Here is an 18,584-nt window from a genome sequence, read left to right as displayed (position 1 = left end):
CTGCTGCGGGGTCACGCAATGTGGCTCTGGTAGACATGCTTGGTCACCAGGAAGTCGTTCATGCCCTCCACGCCATGCAGCCGGCCGTAGCCGCTGTCGCGCTCGCCGCCGGTCTCGATCTCGGCAAAGAGCTTGTTGTGCGCGTTGATCCAGACGCTGCCCGAGCGCAGCCGGCTGGCGACGCGCCGGGCCTTGCCCGCGTCGCCCGTCCAGACGCTGGCCGCCAGGCCGTAGCGCGTGGCGTTGGCGCGCATGACGGCATCGTCCTCGTCCTTGAAGCGCTCGATCACCATCACCGGGCCGAACAACTCGTTTTGCACCAGCGGGCTGGCGAGGTCGTCCACGGCGATCAGGCTGGGGGCGATGAAGGCGCCCCGGGCCAGCGCGCCGCCTGGCACCTGGCCGTGCACCAGCACCTTGCCCGAGGCGTCCGCCGCCCCTTCCACCAGCGCGCGGATGCGCTCGCGGTTGGCTACGTCGATCAGCGGCCCCATGCCGGATGCGGGGTCCATGCCTGGGCCGGGCTGCACGCGGCTCATGGCCTCGGAGAGTTCGGCCGCAAAGCGGTCGTAGACCGATTCGTGCACCAGCACCCGGGCCAGCGCCGTGCACTGCTGACCCGACAGGATCAGCCCGCCCGCCAGCATGCCGCGCACGGTGGCGGCGATGTCGCAGTCGCCAAAGACCAAGCCAGCGGCCTTGCCACCCAGCTCCAGCGACAGGCGCGTGAGATTACCCGCCGTGGCCCGTGCGATGGCCTTGCCCACGGCGGTGGAGCCGGTGAAGCTGATCACACCCACGTCGGGCGACTCGCACAGCGCGCGCGCCACCTCGGCGCCGGACTCGGTGACGGTGTTGACCACGCCGGCCGGCACGCGCGGGTCGCACAGCACCGTCTCCAGCACCAGATTGCTCACCAGCGCGGTCTGGTGCGCGGGCTTGACCACCACGGTGCAGCCGGCTGCCAGCGCGGGGCCCAGCGAGCGCACCAGCAGCGTCACTGGCGCGTTCCACGGCACGATGATCACCGCCACGCCGGCCGCCTCGCGGTGCAGCGTGCTGAAGCAGCCCGGCTCGATCTCGACCACCCGCCCGAACAGGTTGCGCGCCAGGCCGGCGTAGTAGCGCAGCTCGGAAATGGCAGCGCCCACCTCGCCCAGGGCCTCGCGCAGCAGCTTGCCGTTCTGGGCCACGAGCAGGTGGGCCACCTGCTCGCGGCGCTCCTCCAGCCGGGTGGCGACGGCCAGCAGCACCTCCGAGCGCAGCCGGGCATCGTGCTTCCAGGACGTGGCATGGAATGCGCGCGTGGCGGCGGCGATGGCGGCCTGCGCGTCTGCGGCCGTGCCCTCCACGAACTCCCCGGCCGGCTCGCCCGTGGCGGGGTTCAGCGTGGTGCCGATGGCTCCGCGTGCGGGCATCCAGGCCCCGTCGATGTAATGCTGCGCCACCTTCGTCATGGATCGTGTCTCCTGGTTGTCGTTCAGTTGCGCAGTATTGGCGGCAAGCCATCAACAATCCAATGAATAAAATGACTTAGCCATACAAAACAGGACATACCTCATGGACTGGACACAACGCATCCGCCTGCGCCACCTGCAGCTGCTGGTCAGCCTGGCCGAGACACAGAACGTGAGCCGCTCGGCCGAGCTGTTGCACATGACGCAGCCCGCGCTCTCCAAATGGCTCAAGGACCTGGAGGCCGACATCGGCGTGGTGCTGTTCGAGCGGCATGCGCGGGGCCTTCGGCCCACGCACTACTGCGAGGCACTGATCGAGCACGCCCGGCGCATCGGCGTGGACCTGGACCGGGCGCGCGACGAAATGGCGCTGCTGCTGGCCGGCAGCACCGGCTACGTGGCCATCGGCGGATCGGGGGCGACGATTGCCAGCACCGTGCCGGCCGCCGTGCTGGCCCTGCTGCAGGCCATGCCACGCGCCCGCGTGGACATCTTCGAAGGCACGATGGACCGGCTGATGGAAATGCTGGGCCGGCGCGAACTCGACATCGCCGTGGGCCGCTACCAGCCGCAGTACCTGACGGCGCAGGTCGAATCGGAAGCGCTCTACGACGAGCCCCTGCACTTCGTAGCGCGCAAGGGCCACCCGCTGCACCGCCTCAAGTCCATGGGCTGGGACGACCTGTACCGCTACCGCTGGGTAGTGTTCAGCCCCGACACCCCCGTACGCACCCTGCTCAACGAAGAGCTGCGCCTGGCCAACCGCAGCCTGCCGGCCGATGCGCTGCAGTCGAACTCGGTGTTCGCCAGCTTCTCGATGCTGACCGCCAGCGACATGGTGACCATCGCCTCAGAGCGCTCCATCGCGCAGTACGAGCGCATGGGGGCGCTGAAAAGGCTGCCCATCCGCTTCAGCGCCGCCCCGCCGGTGATGATGTACTGGCGCCGCGACACCTCGCGCAGCGCCGCCATGGACATGGCCCTGCAGTGCCTGCGTGAACTCGAAGCTTCTTGAGGAAAATCGCCCCGGAATCGAGTCCGTCAGATGGACAATTCACGCTACAGTAGCACCATGAAAATACCCACTGCCTCGGCAGCCGATGCCACTGCCGACACCGACAAATCCGAGGGCGGCGTGCGCGCCGTGCAGCGCGCGCTGGACATTCTGCTGGCTTTCAAGCCCGGCGACGATGGCCTGCTGGTGGCCGAGCTGCTCAAGCGCGTGGACCTGAGCCGCCCCACTCTGTACCGCCTGCTCGACACGCTGGACGCCAAGGGCTTTCTCAGCTCGCAGGGCGAGCCCCAGCGCTTTCGCCTGGGCCCTGCCGTGGCGCAACTGGCGCATGCCTGGTCGGCCGGCACCAGCTACGAGACCGTGGCCCAGCCCATGATGCGCAGGCTGTGGGAGACCACGCGCGAGACCGTGTCGCTGCACGTGCAGGAAGGCGTCGACCGCGTCTGCGTAGCCGAGCTGCCCAGCACCCAGCCGCTGAGTTTCCGGCGCGGCGTGGGCTACCGCGAGAAGCTGGTGCGCGGCGCCAGCGGCCGCTCCATCCTGGCTTGGCTGAATGTCGACGCACGCGACCTGCCGGCGTATGGCGCGACCAGCGCGGCAGATGCGAAGCGGGTCACCGGCCAGCTCCAGCAGGTGCGCAGCGACGGCCATGCCACCAGCCGCGACGAACTGATCCAGGGCGCGGTCGCCATCGCCGCCCCTTTCTTCGAGAGCAGCGGCCGTGTGGTCGGTTCGCTCGGCCTGTTCGGCCCGAGCGCCCGGCTCAGCGAAGCGCTGGTGAAAGACTATGCCGCGCTGGTGCAGGAGGAAGCGCGGGCGCTGTCGGCGGCGCTGGGGTTTGCGGGGCACGGCACACGATAGCCCCGTGGATCAGTCCTCGAACAGTTCGGAATGCGTACCCGTCCGCACGAAGATGATGGCGTTGCCGTCCACTTGGTAGATCAGCAGGAAGTCCCCGCCGATATGGCACTCGCGGTGGTCTGCCCAGTTGCCTTTGAGCGGATGGTCCAGCCACTCCGCGCCCAAAGGGGCGTCGTTGGCCACCAGCAATAGCATGGCCTCTTTCAGGCGCGCAAGGTCGTATCGGCCGGATCGGGAAAGACGTTCCCAGTCCTTGAGAAAAGCCTTGGTGTAGTCGCACGCCCTGGGTGGGGACGCCCGCTTACTGCTGGCGGGCTTTTTCGAGGTCATCGATCAGGGCGCTGGCGGAATCGAAACGCGCGGCACGGCTCTTGGCCATTGCGCGGGCCTCTTCCATGGCCGCCCGGGTCTCGCCGTTGGGCACCTTGAGTTCCAGCGGAAAGGCCTGGTCATTGACCACGCGTTTGAGCAGAATGCGCACGGCATCCGACACCGACAACCCCATGGCTGCCAATGCCTCGCCGGCTTGCGCCTTGATGTCGTCGTCCACGCGGACGTGGAGCATGCTGGAACGGGCCATGGTGTGATCCTTTGGCCCAATTTTGTATCTCTTTTGAGATACAGTCAAGAGCCCCCTCACCGCACCATGCACGGCGCCTTGTTGTTGAACTTCCACCCCGGAATCAGGTACTGCATGGCGATCGCGTCGTCACGCGCGCCCAGGCCGTGCTCCAGGTACAGGCGGTGGGCACGCTCGACCTCGTCCATGTCCAGCTCCACGCCCAGGCCGGGCTTTTGGGGCAGCGCTATGAACCCGTCCTTGATCTGGAACGGCTCCTTGGTCAGGCGCTCGCCGTCCTGCCAGATCCAGTGCGTGTCGATCGCGGTGACGCGGCCGGGGGCGGCGGCGCCCACGTGGGTGAACATGGCCAGCGAGACGTCGAAATGGTTGTTCGAATGCGAGCCCCAGGTCAGGCCGAAGGCCTGGCACATCTGCGCCACGCGCACCGAGCCGGCCATGGTCCAGAAGTGCGGGTCGGCCAGGGGGATGTCCACCGACTGCAGGGCCAGGCTGTGCGCCATTTCGCGCCAGTCGGTGGCGACCATGTTGGTGGCGGTAGGCAGGCCCGTGGCGCGGCGGAACTCGGCCATCACCTCGCGGCCCGAGAACACGCCCTCGGCGCCGCAGGGGTCTTCGGCATAGGCCATCACGCCGTGCAGGTCGCGCGTGATGCGGATGGCGTCCTTCAGCAGCCAGCCGCCGTTGGGGTCCAGCGTCACGCGTGCCTCTGGAAAGCGCTCGTGCAGCGCACGGATGGCCTCGACCTCTTCTTCGCCGCGCAGCACGCCGCCCTTGAGCTTGAAGTCGGCAAAGCCATACCGCTCGTAAGCGGCTTCGGCCAGGCGCACGATGCCATCAGCGGTCATGGCCTTCTCGTTGCGCAGGCGAAACCAGTCGTTGTCGGCACCGGGCTCGGTGCGGTAGGCCAGGTCGGTCTTGGCACGGTCACCCACGTAGAACAGGTAGCCCAGCATCTGCACCGCATCGCGCTGCACGCCGTCGCCCAACAGCGCGGCCACGGGCACGTTGAGGTGCTGGCCCAGCAGGTCGAGGAAGGCCGATTCCACCGCCGTCACGGCGTGGATGGTGATGCGCAGATCGAACGTCTGCAGGCCACGCCCGCCCGCATCGCGGTCGGCAAACTGGGCGCGCATGGCATTGAGCACGGCGTTGTGGTGGCCGATGGGCCGGCCCACGATGAGCGCGCGCGCGTCCTCGATGGTCTGGCGGATCTTCTCGCCGCCGGGCACCTCGCCTACCCCGGTGTTGCCCGCGCTGTCGCGCAAGATGATCAGGTTGCGCGTGAAGAAGGGGCCGTGCGCGCCGCTCAGGTTCATGAGCATGCTGTCGTGGCCCGCCACGGGCACCACGCGCAGTTCGGTGACGACGGGGGTGCTGGTGGCAGAGGGGATGGAGGAGGTCATGGTGGTCAAAAGACAGTAAGGAGGCGCGCAGGGGCGCCCCCTGGGTTGCTCAATCTGCGGTGATCTTGCGGGTTTCTATGACGGTCTTCCAGCGTGCGAACTCGCGCGCCTGGTAGGCGGTGAAGGCTTCGGGCGTGCTGGCCACGATCTCCAGGCCCTGGTCGAGCATGCGCTTCTTCACCGCAGGGTCGTTCATGGCGGCGATGGCGGCGTCCGAGAGCTTCTTCTTCACGGCGGCAGGCAGGCCCTTGGGTGCGGCCATACCCTGCCACGAGTACACCTCGGCACCGGCCACGCCGGCCTCGGCCAGGGTGGGCACGTCGGGCAGCACGGGGCTGCGCTTGTCGCCGGTGACGGCAATCGCATGCAGCTTGCCGGCGCGGATGTGCTGCAGCACCGCGTTCACGTTCTGGAACGAGAACTCCACCTGCCCGCCCAGCAGGTCGTTGATGGCCGGGGCACCGCCCTTGTAGGGGATGTGCAGGCCTTCGGTGCCGCTTTGCTGCCAGAAGACTTCGGCCGAGAGGTGGTCCGACGAGCCGTTGCCCGAGCTGGCAAAGCTCACCTTGCCGGGGTTGGCCTTGAGCTGGGCGACCACTTCCTTGACGGTGCGGGCCTTCTGGTTGGGCGCGGCCACCAGCACGTTGGGCGCCTGCACGGGCACGGTGATGTAGTCGAAATCCTTGAGCGCGTCGTACGGCACGCTCTTGAGCAGGTGCGGCGCCACGACGAAGGCGCCCAGGGACGACACCAGCAGCGTGTAACCATCGGGCGCGGCGCGCTTGACCGCACCGGCACCCAGCGTGCCCGTGGCACCGGGGCGGTTGTCCACCACGAAGTTCTGGCCCAGCTTCTCGCCCATTTGCAGGGCCATGGCGCGGGCCACCATGTCGGTGGAGCCACCGGCCGGGAACGGCACGACGATGGTCACGGGCTTCTCGGGCCAGGGGGTGGTCTGTGCCGTTGCGGCAAAAGCCAGGGTGCAGGCGCTGGCAAGCAGCAGCAATTTCTTGACGAACATGGTGGATGTCTCCGGAGGTGGTGGTGTTGTCGTTGCGGTAGCCCTCTGCGGGGCCTTGGGGGTTTGCGTGGGGCGGAGGCTGCGCATAGAGCGGATAACAAAACTCAGCGAAGCGGTTCTGGCTAGGCGCTGCGTCGTAGGCAGTACGAGTAGTACGACAAGACGCGGCAACGACGCCAGAAGAGTTTTGTTAGCCGCTCTTACTGCGGGCCGAGCTTGTCGATCAGCGCTTTCAGTTGCTCCATTTCGGCAGGCTTCAAGTCCGTCAGCGGCGCACGCACAGGCCCTGCATCGTGGCCCACCAGCTTGGCGCCCGCCTTGATGATGCTCACCCCATAGCCTTCCACCTTGTTGCGGATGTCCAGGTAGGGCATGAAGAAATCCTTGAGCAGCCGGTGCTGCGTGGCCATGTCGTCGGCCGCCACGGCCTTGTAGAAGTCCATCGCCGTCTTGGGGATGAAGTTGAACACCGCCGACGAGTACACCGGCGTGCCCAGCGCCTTGTACGCTGCCGCATACACCTCGGCCGTGGGCAGGCCGCCCAGGTAGGAGAAGCGGTCACCCATCTTCATGAAGATCGAGGACATGGTCTCGATGTTGCCCACGCCGTCCTTGAAGCCGATCAGGTTGGGGCAGCGCTCGGCCAGGATCGCCAGCGAGTTGGCCGTCAGCTTGGTGCGGTCGCGGTTGTAGACGATGACGCCGAACTTCACACTGTTGCAGACCGCAGCCACATGCTCGATCAAACCCTCCTGGCCGGCTTCGGTCAGGTAGTGGGGCAACAGCAGGATGCCGTGGGCACCCAGGCGCTCGGCCTCCTGGGCGTGGGCGATGGCGGTGCGGGTGGGGCCGCCGGCACCGGCAATGATGGGCACCTTGCCGCGGCAGGTGTCCACAGCGGTCTTGACGACCTGACCGTATTCGGCACCCGACAGCGAGAAATACTCACCTGTGCCGCCGGCGGCGAACAGGGCGGTGGCGCCATAGGGGGCCAGCCATTCGAGGCGCGCGGCATAGCCCCTGGGGTTGAAGTCGCCCTGGGCATCGAAGTCCGTGACGGGGAACGAGAGCAGGCCGGAGCCCATGATGGATTTGAGGTCTTGCGGGTTCATGGTGGTGGCGGGGCGGTGGGTGGTCAGGGCGGATCAACAGGTCGTACAAGTGGCTCGCAGCAGCCGTTTCGCCAGCACAAGTTAACGGCCTTGGGGCTTGCAGGCGGCCATTCGGCATGGCTGAAGCCCTTCGCAAGCAGACTTCAAACCGCGTCAAATGGCTGGAATGGGTCAATGTTAACGTTAACATTCACGCAAGCCATAGGGAAAACCCTTTGTCATGCGACATCTTTGATTTTTGCGCTGCCTGTGTTGGCGCACCGAGCAAGCCCGCACGGCCCGGCGACCGCCGGGCTACCCTGCCCGGCCCGGCCGTGCTACGGCGCCGCCGGTGCAGCCGCAAACACCTCGATGGCCTCCAGCGCCGACACCGAGCGGCCGGCCTTGCCATCGCCGGCCACCACCAGCCGTGCCATGCCGCGCGCCATGGGCTGGTCGTCCAGGCGGTAGGCGATCAGCACGCGCTGGTTGCCCAGCTCGGGGCTGATCTCGGCCAGCGATACCAGGGCCTGGTAGCCATCGGCCCCGGTGGCCACCAGGTACATGCCCTGCACGTTGGCACCGCTGGCGCTGTCGGCCTCGATACCGGCCACGGCGCTCAGCAGCGCCCACAGGTCCACGCCGGTGTAGCGGCGCCCGCCCACCACCTGCGTGACCGCCGGCAGCGCGCGCAGGGCCGCTTCATCAAGGCGCAGGGTGTTCTTCACCGCGCCCAGCACCTGCACGGCCTGCGACTGCGCCGCACCGCTGCCCGCGCCCACCGAGCCGGACGAGCGCACCTCCAGCCGCGTGAGGCCGGCCACGTAGCGGCTGCCCTGCACATCGCCCGGCGCGGTGATGCGCAGCGATGGCGCTGTCCCTGCGGCATCGGCATCGCCTGCCCCAGCCTCTGCATAGGCCACGATGCTGGCCTTGTTGCCAAAATCCGGGTGCAGCTCGCCCACCGAGAACACGGCGCTGTAGCCCTCGGCCCCGCTGGCGAGGACATAACGGCGCAACGCCGCCGCGCGCTGCCCATGGAGGTCCGTGGCCGCATCCGACTGCAGCGCGCAGGCCTGCAGCAGCGGCCACAGCGCCGCGCCGGTATAGCTGCGCGCCTGCGGGCCGGTGTCGTCCCTGAAGCTCACCTGCTGCTGCACCACGCCCTGCAGGCGCAGGTCCACGACCGACTCGGCGGCCACCGCATCCACGGCGCACACGACCTGCACGCGGGGCGGGTCGCCGGCCTGGGTGGCGCAACCCTGGACCAGCCACAGCACCGCAGCGCAGAGCGCGGCCTTCAGGGTCGTCGGCTGGATGCGCAGGCTGGGCATGAGGGGCTCCCGTTCATATATTCTGGTGATAAGCCCATTCTGGCACCGCCTGCGCAGCAGAAGGTGCCAGTAGCACCTGTTTACGCAATACGGTACCCACCGGGTTGGTAGACTTCTTGCATGCAGACAGGGTTGTGGCCCCGAGCGGGGAACTGCACCCAGCGCGATGCAGTCGCAATGCAACACCTTGCCGCCCGGCCTGCACGCCGCCCCCGTTTTGCCAACGCCCCAGAGCCCTGCCGCTTCGCACACTGCCTGCCCCGCATGAACCATGAGCCCAATTTCTTCGACAACCTGCGCGAGGAGCTGAAGGACGGCCGGCGCTGGCTGGACCGCTCCATCGTGCTCGCCTACGCCTGTGCCGCAGGCCTGTGCGTGGTGGCCTTCACCCTGCTGGCCGACGCGGCGTTCGAGCTGTTCCAGCACATCTACCAATGGCAGGGTGGCTGGGCCGTGCTGCTGTGGATGCCGGCCGTCACGGCGGCGGTGGTGTGGGCCACGCGGCGCTGGGCGCCAGGGGCTGCAGGATCGGGCATACCGCAGGTCATCACCGCACTGGATCCGGCGCTGGAGACAGGCAAGCGCGGGCGCTTCGTCTCGCTGTGGCTTTCGTTCGCCAAGATCTTGCTGGCCAGTGCGGGCTTCCTCGCGGGGCTGTCCATCGGGCGCGAAGGCCCCTCGGTGCAGGTGGCGGCCGGTGTCATGCACCACGCGCGCCGCTGGTTCGACCCGCGCTCGGGCATCACCGCGCATGCGCTGCTGGTGGCGGGCGGCGCAGCGGGCATTGCGGCGGCGTTCAACGCACCGCTGGCCGGCGTGGTGTTCGCCATCGAAGAGCTGTCGCGCAAGATGGAGTCGCGCAGCAGCGGCGTGATCATCACGGCCATCGTGCTGGCCGGGCTGATGGGGGTATCGGCGTTCGGCAACCTGAGCTACTTCGGCCGCATCCAGGTGCCCCGCCTGGACTGGGACGCCCTGCTGCCCGGCCTGTGCGTGGCGCTGGCCTGCGGCGTGCTGGGCGGCCTGTTCGCCAAGCTGCTGGCCGCCTCGCTCACCGGCACCTCCGAGCGCATGTGCCGGCTGCGCGCGCGCTTTCCGATCCGCTTCGCGGCGGTCGGCGCGCTGGTGGTGGCGGTGATCGGCCTGGCCACCGGCGGCGCGACCTTCGGCGCGGGCTCCGAAGCGGTCAAGCACATGCTGGCCGGCGAGGCCGACATGCCGGCGTTCTACGTCACGCTCAAGTTCGTCGCCACCTGGCTGTCGGCCTGGCTGGGCGTGCCGGGTGGCATATTCGCCCCATCGCTGTCCATCGGCGCGGGCGTGGGCCACAACGTGTCGCTGCTGCTGGGCGGCGACATAGCGCCCGCCCTCATCGCCATGGGCATGGCGGCCTTCCTCGCCGCCGTCACACAGGCGCCGCTCACGGCCTTCATCATCGTCATGGAGATGGTCGACGGCCACGCCATGGTGCTCAGCCTGATGGCGGCGGCCATGCTCGCCAGCCTGGTTTCCCGCATGCTGGCGCGGCCGCTGTACGAAACGCTGTCCCTGGCCATGCTGCAGTCCATGGCGCCACCGCCTGCGCCATCGCCGCCCCCTTCGCCCGCGCCCGTGCCTGCACCTGCGCCCAGGGCCGTTTCACCTCCCGCACCGCCGCCGTGACCTCGGCCCGCAGCGGCCCCTGAGAAGAGTCTCCACGCTGCGCAACAGCATGCATGCGCGCATGGCCGCGACCATGGCAGATGTCGCACACAGGCTTTGCCCTATTGGAGCCGAGCAGGATCGCCGCCACAATCCAGGCGCCCTCCTTCGATGCCATGGACGCCATGACCGCAGACCCCCTCGACCTCTTCCTCGTCCAATCGCCCTGGGTGTCTGCCCTCACCGCCGAGGAGGCCGCGCGCGTGCGCAAGGCGATCACGGTCCGCAGCTATCCTGCGGGCGGCGCGGTGTTTGCGCGCGGCACGCCCACGGCGCATTGGGCCGGGGTGATGCAGGGCATGCTCAAGCTGGACAACATCACCGCCGAAGGCCGCGTCAGCACCTTTGCGGGCGTGCCCTCGGGCGCGTGGTTCGGCGAGGGCTCGGTGCTCAAGGACGAGCCCCGGCCCTATGCGGTGACGGCGCTGACCGACAGCGTGGTGGCGCTGCTGCCGCGCAGCGAGTTCCTGCGGCTGCTGCACGAGAGCCATCCGTTTGCGCTATGGCTGATCGGGCAGCTCAATGCCCGCCTTGCCCACTACGTGGCGCAAGTGCAGACCGACCGGTTGGGCGACACCACGGCGCAGGTGGCCTACAGCCTGTCGGGGCTGTTCAACGATGCGCTGTTCCCCAACACCGCGCGGCGCATCACGCTGTCGCAGGAGGAGCTGGGGCGTCTGTCGGGCGTGTCGCGCCAGGTGGCCAACCGGGCACTGCAGGAGCTGCAGGACCGGGGCGCGATCCGCCTGGGCTATGGGTCCATCGAGGTGATCGACCTGAAGGTACTCCAGGCGATTGCCCGCGAAGGCTGAGCCCTCAGCCTGCGGGCTCGGTCTGAACCTGCGCCAGCCGCATGATCGCCTCGCGGCTACCCGCGATCTCGCGCAGGCGGAACTTCTGGATCTTGCCGGTGGCCGTCTTGGGCAAGGCCTCGAACACGACCTGGCGCGGGCACTTGAAGCGCGCCAGATGGCTGCGGCAGAAGGCTATCAGTTCCTCGGCGCTCACGCTGCCCACGGCATCGGGCTTGAGCTCCACGAAGGCGCAGGGTACCTCGCCCCAGCGCTCGTCGGGCTGGGCCACCACGGCGGCCAGCAGCACGGCGGGGTGGCGGTGCAGCAAGTCTTCCACCTCCACCGAGGAGATGTTTTCACCGCCCGAGATGATCACGTCCTTCGACCGGTCGGTGATCTGCACATAGCCATCGGGGTGCAGCACCGCGATGTCACCGGTGTGGAACCAGCCGCTGGCAAAGGCCTTGGCCGTGGCGCCGGGGTTCTTGAGGTAGCCCTTCATCACCGTGTTGCCGCGCAGCATGATCTCGCCGGCGGTCACGCCATCGGCCGGCACCGGCTGCAGCGTGTCGGGGTCGAGCACGCGCAGATGCTCCAGCGCGGCGGCGCGCACGCCCTGGCGCGCCTGCAGCTGGGCACGGCCGACTTCAGGCAAGGCGGCCCAGCCCGGCTGGCGCACGCAGCTCACGGGCGTGCCCGAGACTTCGGTGATGCCGTACACATGGTCCACGTCGAAGCCCATGGCGGCAATCGCCTGCAGGATGGCGGCGGGCGGCGGCGAGCCCGCCGTGAGCACACGCACCGGGCGCGGCAGCGCGATGCGCTCGTGCGCCGGCGCATTCGCCAGCATGGCCAGCACCGTGGGTGCGGCGCAGAAATGGTCCACGCCATGCTCGGCAATGGCTTCGAATATCGCTTTGGCCGTGACCTTGCGCAGGCAGACATGCGTGCCCGCCGCCGCCGTGATGGCCCAGGTGAAGCACCAGCCGTTGGCGTGGAACATGGGCAGCGTCCACAGGTACACAGGCTTGCGCGGCATGGCCCAGTCCGTCAGCTGCAGCATGCTCATGAGGTAGGCGCCCCGGTGGCTGGGCACCACGCCCTTGGGGTCGCCCGTGGTGCCCGAGGTGTAGTTCAGCGCAATGGGGTCCCACTCGTCCTCAGGCCACAGGCCTTCGAAGGCCGGGTCGCCCTCGGCCAGCAGGGCTTCGTAGTCGATTGCACCGAAGGCCGGCTGCGCGGGCAGGCCCGCATCGTGGATGGCGACCACCGGCGGCGGGTGGGCCAGACCCGCGACGGCCTTGGCGGCCAGCGCCGCGAACTCGCTGTCCACCAGCAGCACGCGCGCCTCGCCGTGCTGCAGGATGAAGGCGATGCCCTCGGCATCGAGCCGGCAGTTGATAGCGTTGATGACCGCACCGCACAGGGGGATGCCCAGGTGCGCCTCCAGCATGGCCGGCGTGTTGGGCGCGAGGATGGCCACCGTGTCGCCGCGCTGCACGCCGCGACGGGCCAGGGCACTGGCCAGGCGGTAGGCGCGCTCGCGCGTCTGTGCCCAGGTCTGCGTGCTGCCTGCATGCACCACGGCAATGCCGTCGGGGTGCACCTGCGCGCTGCGGTCCAGAAAACCCAGCGGCGTGAGCGGCAGGTGGTTGGCGGGGGTGCGCTCAAGACCCGTCTGGTAAGGGCTGCGGGGAGAGGCGTGGTTCACTGTGGTGTCTCCTTGGTGGTGCGCTTACGGGTGAAAGGTGGTGAACGACTCGACGCTCTCGCGCTGCGTCACCAGCGTGTTTTCGATGCCCGCCGGATCGGCGTAGCCCAGGCTCATGCCGCAGACCACCATCTCGGTATCGGGGATGCCGAGCTCGGCGGCAATGACCCGGTGGAACTTCGTGAACGCCACCTGCGGGCAGGTGTCGAGCCCGCGCGCGCGGGCCGCCACCATCACGCTCTGCAAGAACATACCGTAGTCCATCAGGCTGCCGGCCTGCATCACCCGGTTCACCGTGAAGATGAGCCCCACGGGTGCATCGAAGAAGCGGTAGTTGCGGCCGTGCTGCGCGTGCATGCGCGCCTTGTCGCCCTTGGTGATGCCGAGCAGCCCATACAGGTCCCAGCCCACCTTGCGGCGCCGGTCCACATAGGGCGAGACCCATTCGAGCGGGTAGTAGTGGTAGGGCTCGGTGAGGGCGGCCGAGGCCTCGCCATCGTTGTCCACGGCGGTGATGGCGGCGCTCAGCCGCTCCTTGGTTCCGCCCATGAGCACGTGCACGCGCCAGGGCTGGGTGTTCATGCCCGAGGCCGCATGGCGCGCCACGTCGAGGATGGCATGCACCTCGCCCTGCCCCACCGGCGTGGGCAAAAAGGCGCGAATGCTGCGCCGCGAGACGATGGCCCAGTCCACCGCCTGGCGCAGCGGCTGGGCCGCGACGGAAGCCGCGTGGGGCGACCGATCAGGGTGCGCGATGGAAGGGTCGAGAGTGGCCGTGGGCAGGGATGAACAGGTCATGCCGGCATGCTAGGCATGGCGGCCGTGCATGACTGTCGATGCAATGACATTTCGGGAAATCCCGGCCCCTGCTGTCTCAGGGAAGAAAAAGCACCAGCCCGAACACGGCAAACAGTGTGAGGTGCATCAGCCCCTGGATCGGCGAGGTGCGCTGCCCGTTGAAGCTGAGCACAGCGAGCGCGACCGTCAGCACCAGCAGCACCACCTCCGTGCCCGACAGGCCCATGGCCATGCGCTGGCCCGTAGCCACGCCGATGAGCAGCACGGCCGGCACCGTCAGGCCCACGGTGGAGACAAAGGCGCCCAGGCACAGGTTGATGGCGCGCTGCATCTCGTTGCCCATGGCGGCGCGCACGGCGGTGATGGATTCGGGCGTGAAGACGATGATGGCGATGAGCACCCCGCCCACGGCGGCAGGCGCCCCGGCGGCGGCAATGCCGTAGTCCGTCACGATGGCCAGGTAGTGCGCCAGCAGCACGATGGGCAGGACCAGTGCCAGCAGCACGGCCGAGCGCACAGCCATGGCCCGCCGCCCTGCCGGGCCAGGCATCGCTGCGGTCTCGCCGCCCCTGGTCCGTTGAGCCGCTGCCGGCACCGCCATGCTGCCGGCCGCTGGCTGAATGAAGTAGCGCCGGTGGCTGCGCATCTGCAGCCACAGAAACGCCGCGTACAGGCAGGCCGTGAGGGCCGCCATGCCCAGCGCCTGGGGTGTGGAAAACGCTCCCGCCCCGCCCAGGTGGTTGGGCAGCACCAGCGCCGTGCCGGTGAGCAGCACGATCATGCCCAGGTAGGCCGTGGCGCCCTGGGCGTTGTACTCCTGGTCGCCGTGGCGGGCCGAGCCGGCCACCAGGCAGATGCCGATCACCAGGTTCATGATGATCATCATCACCGCGAAGATGGAGTCGCGGCCGATGGCCGATGAATCGCCCGGGCCGAGCAGCACCGACGCGATAAGGATCACCTCGATGGAGACGATGGACAGCGTGAGCACCAGCGTGCCATAGGGCTCCCCGAGCTGCTGCGCGAGGTGGTCGGCCTCATGCACCACCCCGAAGGAGGCCGCGAGGATGGTGGCGAACAGCAGCCCGAACGCGCCGGCCGCAACACCCGTGGTCAGCGGCGCCGCCAGCCAGGTGCTGCCAAAGGCGATGAAGAGCCCGGCCACCAGCCACGCGCCGGCCAGCAAGGCCCAGGTGGAGGGTGCGACCAGGCGCGGCTGGCCAGGGTGAGCGGGATGCGCTGCGGCGCTGCGAGGGGTGGTGCGGGGGTTCGGCTTGGGCATGTCGTCCCTGGGCAGGAAAACAAGGGCCGTCCCCTGGTGAAAGTCCACGGCCGAAGTCGTCCACGGCCTGGCTGGCGCAGGGCGCGCGAGCCCCGCCATGCTACCACCGTCCAGAGCAGAACGCGGGCCGCAAGGCGCGTATTCGGGGGTTTGTCCCGCCTAGCGCAATCGCAACCCCAGGCGTAACATGTTGTCACAAGAACACGAGGGCAACCAAGACGCGAGGGCAATCCAATGGCCCAGATGGTGCGCGACCGGCATGCAACGACCTCCTTGGCACTGGGGGTGCTGGGTACCACTTTTGCCTTCTTTCTGGTGCTGCGTTCGGCCTTTCCCCACCTGGCCCTCGGCAAGGCCTTCGCCGATTCGGTAGAGCCCGGCATCCACGCCGCGCTCATCCTCCTGCTTTTGGGCGCCGCCCTGTGCCTGCGCTCCTTTCCCCACACCCACCGGCCGGCACAGGCCGCAGCCTCGGTGCTCGCGCTGGTGGCAGGCCTGTACGCGGTGCTGGCCCTGTGGCGCGCGCTGGCAGGGCACGACGCGGTTGCCGACCTGCCGGGGTTCATCACCGGCACCACCCTGCGTGCACCGGGGGCCCACAGCCTCTCGCCCAACGGTGGCGTGGCCTTCATGGCGTGCGCGGCCGCCCTCTGGTGCGCCGCCCCGGCGCACCGCGACCGGTACCGGCGCGCCGGCCTGGTGGCACTGGCGCTGCTGGCCACCGTGGCCACGCTGGGCCTGGCTGGCCACCTGATGGGGCTGGAGCTGCTGTACCGCGTGGCCTCGCACAACCAGGTGCGGTGGACCACGGCGGTGGCGCTATTGGTGCTGGGGGCAGGCATCTGGCAGCTGCGCGACAGGGTTCTCATCGACAGGGCACGCGACCCGCAGTGGCTGGGGCGGCGCATCACCTACCGCGCCATCACCGCGCTCACGCTGGTCGCCGTGGGCGGGGGCATCGCCGGCTTTGTCGCCATGCGCGAGACCTTCGAGAAATCGGTGCTGCAGGCCATGGAGCAGTCGGTCCGCACCTATGCGCTGGCGCTGGACGACGCGCTGCGCAGCAGCCTTGCGCTGTCAGCCGCCGTGGGCGACCACCACGCCGTGGCCCAGGCCATGGAGCGCCTGAGCGGCTCGCCGCGCGACGTACAGGCCAGCGAGCAACTGGAGAAGCTGACGGCCGGCTTCCTCATGGGGGGCGTGGACGGGGTTCGCTTTCTCGATGCGCGCGGGCACCTGCTGGGTGCGACCGGCCTGTTTCTGGGCGACAGCGCGCGCTCCATCGAGTCGCTGGACCTGGAAGGGCCGCAGCAGGCCGAGTTGCGCTGGAACGCCGGCTACGTGCTGCGCACGCTGGTGCCGGTGCGCCAGGGCGGCACGCTGGTGGGCCAGGTGGTGATGGAGCAAAAGCTCAGGCTGTTCGACAGCCTGATGGACCAGATGCGCCGCTCCACCGAATCGGCCGACGCCGTGATTTGCCGCCGCCGCGCCGACGTCGCCGCCTGCGCCCCGAGCCGGCTGTACCCCACGCCCTTCACCGTGCCCCTGTGGGCGGCATCGGGCAAGCCCAGCCTGCCCGTGAGCCTGGCACTGCTGGGCCAGAGCGGGGTGAACTATGCCCGCGACCTGCGCGGCGTGCCGGTGGTGGCGGGCTACGGCCCCATTGGCGGCTACGGCCTGGGCCTGGTGCTCAAGACCGACGTCACCACGCTGTATGCGCCCCTGCGCGGGCAGTTGCACCTGATCGTGCTGTCGGTGCTGGCGCTGGTGGCCGCTGGCACCTGGGCGCTGCGCCGCCGCGTGCGGCCACTGCTGGCCACGCTGGTGCAGGAGCAGCAGCGCACCGCCGACATCCTGAACACTGCGGGCGACGCCTTCATCGCCGTCGGGGCCGATGGCCGCGTGACCGACTGGAACCCCGAGGCCGTGCGCATGTTCGGCTGGAGCGCCGCTGAAGCCATCGGCCGGGACGTGGCGCAGCTGATGGTGCCGCGCATCCACCCGCATGCGCCGCTCACGGACTTCGCGCAGCTGGTGAACCTGGGCAGCAACCAGGCCTTGAGCCGCCCCACCGAGCTGGTGGGCCACCACCGCAACGGCAGCGAGGTGCCGGTGGAGATGATGATGACGGTGCAGCCCACCGCCAACGGCCCGATTGCCAACGCCTTCCTGCGCGATATTCGCGCGCGCCGCGAAGCCGAGCAGCGCCTGGCCCGCAGCGAGCAGCGCCTGCGCGACGTGCTGTGCAGCATGCCGGCCGTGGTCTGCCATTTCGACGTCCGCCAGCGCTGCCTGTTCGCCAACGACTACGCGCTGCAGTCGCGCGGGCTGATCGCCCACCCGCAGGTCGGCCTGTACGCCCAGGAGCTGCTGGGCGACGTGCAGTACGCCCTGCACCTGCCCTACCTGCTGGAGGCACTGGCCGGCCGGCGCGCGCAGTTTGAGGGCTGCGTGGACCACGAGGGCACGCCCCGGCACCTGCAAAGCCACCTGATCCCCGAGTTCGATGCCGGCGATGGCGAGGGCAGCACCGGGCCGGCGGTGGTGGGCTTTTACCTGATGTCGTTCGACGTCACCGACGTAAAGGAGCTGCAGCTGCGCCACGAGCGCACCGAGCGGCGGCTGCGCGCCATTGCCGACAACCTGCCGGTGATGATCACCTACATCGACCGCGCGCACCGGCTGCAGTTCTTGAACCACACCTTCGAGGAGTGGACCGGCCTGCCCATTGCCAACGCCCTGGGCAAGCCCCTGCCCGAGGTGATCGGTCCGGCCCTCTACGCCCAGCGTGCAGACCCCCTGCACCGGGCCCTGTCGGGCCAGCGCGTGCAGTTCGAGGTGGAATCCCAGGCGCTGGGCATACGGCGCATCCTGCAGACCGACTACATCCCCGACATGGTGGCCGTGGGCGAGGTGCTGGGCATCTACACGCTGACCACCGATGTGACCGCCATCCGCCAGTCCGAGCGCCGCATGAAAGAGCTGGCCATGACCGACACGCTCACCGGCCTGGCCAACCGGCGCCAGTTCGATATCCACCTGGCCGCGGCCCTGCAGGCCAGCCAGGTCTCGGGCACCGGCATGGCGCTGATGTTCCTGGACATCGACCACTTCAAGGCCATCAACGACACCTGGGGCCACGCCGCCGGGGATGCGGCCCTGATCGCCATGGCCGAGCGGCTGCGGGGCGCCGTGCGCAGCACGGACTTCCCGGCGCGCATCGCCGGCGACGAGTTCGCCGTGGTGCTGCCCCACCTGTCGTCGTGCGATGAAGCGCAGACCGTGGCCGACAAGGTGCTGCACGCCATCCGCGAACCCCTGCCGCTGCAGCAGCACAACATGCCCCGCCAGATGACCACCAGCGTTGGCGTGGCCTACCTCGCCCCGGGCGACCCGTCGGTGCGCCCCACCGACCTTCTTTTGGCCGCCGACCGCGCCCTCTACGCAGCCAAGCACGGCGGTCGCAATGCCTGCGCGGTGCATGTGGTAGATCTGCGGGAGGTGGGCTGAGCCGGGCCAGGTGCAACACCGTG

At 68.9% G+C, this 18,584-nt stretch carries 15 protein-coding genes; 5 read left to right on the top strand and 10 right to left on the bottom strand.

The window, feature by feature from the left end:
* Positions 1–11 precede the first annotated feature (11 nt).
* Entirely contained in the window at positions 12–1,457 is a 1,446-nt protein-coding gene (locus tag ACSQ3Y_RS13010; protein ID WP_436177548.1) for an aldehyde dehydrogenase family protein, read from the bottom strand.
* Positions 1,458–1,560: 103 nt separating this feature from the next.
* On the opposite strand from ACSQ3Y_RS13010, the gene ACSQ3Y_RS13005 reads away from it, so the two are divergent.
* Together ACSQ3Y_RS13005 and ACSQ3Y_RS13000 are read left to right on the top strand one after the other, a co-directional pair.
* The gene (locus ACSQ3Y_RS13005) at positions 1,561–2,472 is read left to right on the top strand and encodes a LysR family transcriptional regulator (protein ID WP_086924604.1); all 912 of its coding nucleotides are present in this window, start codon (positions 1,561–1,563) and stop codon (positions 2,470–2,472) included.
* Positions 2,473–2,529: 57 nt separating this feature from the next.
* Positions 2,530–3,333 (top strand): IclR family transcriptional regulator, encoded by an 804-nt coding sequence (locus tag ACSQ3Y_RS13000; RefSeq protein ID WP_436177547.1) that lies wholly within the window; start codon positions 2,530–2,532, stop codon positions 3,331–3,333.
* 9 nt (positions 3,334–3,342) lie between these two features.
* Here the strand turns inward: ACSQ3Y_RS13000 and ACSQ3Y_RS12995 are convergent, their stop codons facing one another.
* The 6 genes from ACSQ3Y_RS12995 to ACSQ3Y_RS12970 form a co-directional block, all read right to left on the bottom strand.
* Positions 3,343–3,663 carry a type II toxin-antitoxin system YafQ family toxin gene (locus ACSQ3Y_RS12995; RefSeq protein ID WP_436177546.1) on the bottom strand — a complete coding sequence of 107 codons (321 nt, stop codon included), beginning with the start codon at positions 3,661–3,663 and terminating at the stop codon, positions 3,343–3,345.
* Positions 3,635–3,913: a type II toxin-antitoxin system RelB/DinJ family antitoxin gene (locus ACSQ3Y_RS12990; RefSeq protein WP_057204718.1), complete on the bottom strand. Its 279-nt coding sequence runs from the start codon at positions 3,911–3,913 to the stop codon at positions 3,635–3,637. Before ACSQ3Y_RS12990 ends, ACSQ3Y_RS12995 begins: the two co-directional genes overlap by 29 nt.
* 56 nt (positions 3,914–3,969) lie before the next feature.
* Positions 3,970–5,319, bottom strand: coding sequence for a glucarate dehydratase (gene gudD / locus ACSQ3Y_RS12985; protein ID WP_428001562.1), 1,350 nt, complete (start codon positions 5,317–5,319; stop codon positions 3,970–3,972).
* A gap of 49 nt (positions 5,320–5,368) precedes the next feature.
* Positions 5,369–6,340 (bottom strand): Bug family tripartite tricarboxylate transporter substrate binding protein, encoded by a 972-nt coding sequence (locus ACSQ3Y_RS12980; protein ID WP_436177545.1) that lies wholly within the window; start codon positions 6,338–6,340, stop codon positions 5,369–5,371.
* A 200-nt stretch (positions 6,341–6,540) separates the two neighbouring features.
* Positions 6,541–7,452: a 5-dehydro-4-deoxyglucarate dehydratase gene (kdgD, locus tag ACSQ3Y_RS12975; RefSeq protein WP_436177544.1), complete on the bottom strand. Its 912-nt coding sequence runs from the start codon at positions 7,450–7,452 to the stop codon at positions 6,541–6,543.
* 317 nt (positions 7,453–7,769) lie between these two features.
* On the bottom strand, positions 7,770–8,765 hold the full coding sequence (locus ACSQ3Y_RS12970; RefSeq protein ID WP_436177543.1) for a molybdopterin-binding oxidoreductase: 996 nt from the start codon (positions 8,763–8,765) through the stop codon (positions 7,770–7,772).
* Positions 8,766–9,029: 264 nt separating this feature from the next.
* Between ACSQ3Y_RS12970 and ACSQ3Y_RS12965 the strand changes: the two genes are divergently transcribed.
* Together ACSQ3Y_RS12965 and ACSQ3Y_RS12960 are read left to right on the top strand one after the other, a co-directional pair.
* Complete coding sequence (locus tag ACSQ3Y_RS12965; protein WP_436177542.1) at positions 9,030–10,427, top strand: chloride channel protein; 1,398 nt, start codon at positions 9,030–9,032, stop codon at positions 10,425–10,427.
* Between the two features lie 164 nt (positions 10,428–10,591).
* A complete protein-coding gene (locus tag ACSQ3Y_RS12960) occupies positions 10,592–11,278 on the top strand; it encodes a Crp/Fnr family transcriptional regulator (RefSeq protein WP_436177541.1) in 687 nt (228 codons plus the stop codon).
* A 4-nt stretch (positions 11,279–11,282) separates the two neighbouring features.
* Here the strand turns inward: ACSQ3Y_RS12960 and ACSQ3Y_RS12955 are convergent, their stop codons facing one another.
* The 3 genes from ACSQ3Y_RS12955 to ACSQ3Y_RS12945 all read right to left on the bottom strand — a co-directional run bounded on the left by ACSQ3Y_RS12955 (position 11,283) and on the right by ACSQ3Y_RS12945 (position 15,051).
* The gene (locus tag ACSQ3Y_RS12955; protein ID WP_436177540.1) at positions 11,283–12,971 is read right to left on the bottom strand and encodes an acyl-CoA synthetase; all 1,689 of its coding nucleotides are present in this window, start codon (positions 12,969–12,971) and stop codon (positions 11,283–11,285) included.
* A 24-nt stretch (positions 12,972–12,995) separates the two neighbouring features.
* A complete protein-coding gene (locus ACSQ3Y_RS12950; protein ID WP_436177539.1) occupies positions 12,996–13,769 on the bottom strand; it encodes a nitroreductase in 774 nt (257 codons plus the stop codon).
* 76 nt (positions 13,770–13,845) lie between these two features.
* On the bottom strand, positions 13,846–15,051 hold the full coding sequence (locus tag ACSQ3Y_RS12945) for a calcium:proton antiporter (protein WP_436177538.1): 1,206 nt from the start codon (positions 15,049–15,051) through the stop codon (positions 13,846–13,848).
* Between the two features lie 234 nt (positions 15,052–15,285).
* Between ACSQ3Y_RS12945 and ACSQ3Y_RS12940 the strand changes: the two genes are divergently transcribed.
* On the top strand, positions 15,286–18,561 hold the full coding sequence (locus ACSQ3Y_RS12940; protein WP_436177537.1) for a diguanylate cyclase domain-containing protein: 3,276 nt from the start codon (positions 15,286–15,288) through the stop codon (positions 18,559–18,561).
* The last annotated feature ends 23 nt before the right edge of the window (positions 18,562–18,584 follow it).

The sequence above is a fragment of the Acidovorax sp. LjRoot66 genome (assembly GCF_964253305.1).
Lineage (GTDB): Bacteria > Pseudomonadota > Gammaproteobacteria > Burkholderiales > Burkholderiaceae_C > Acidovorax.
Note: the sequence above shows the minus strand (reverse complement) of the source record. Positions and strands in the feature narration are given on the sequence as shown.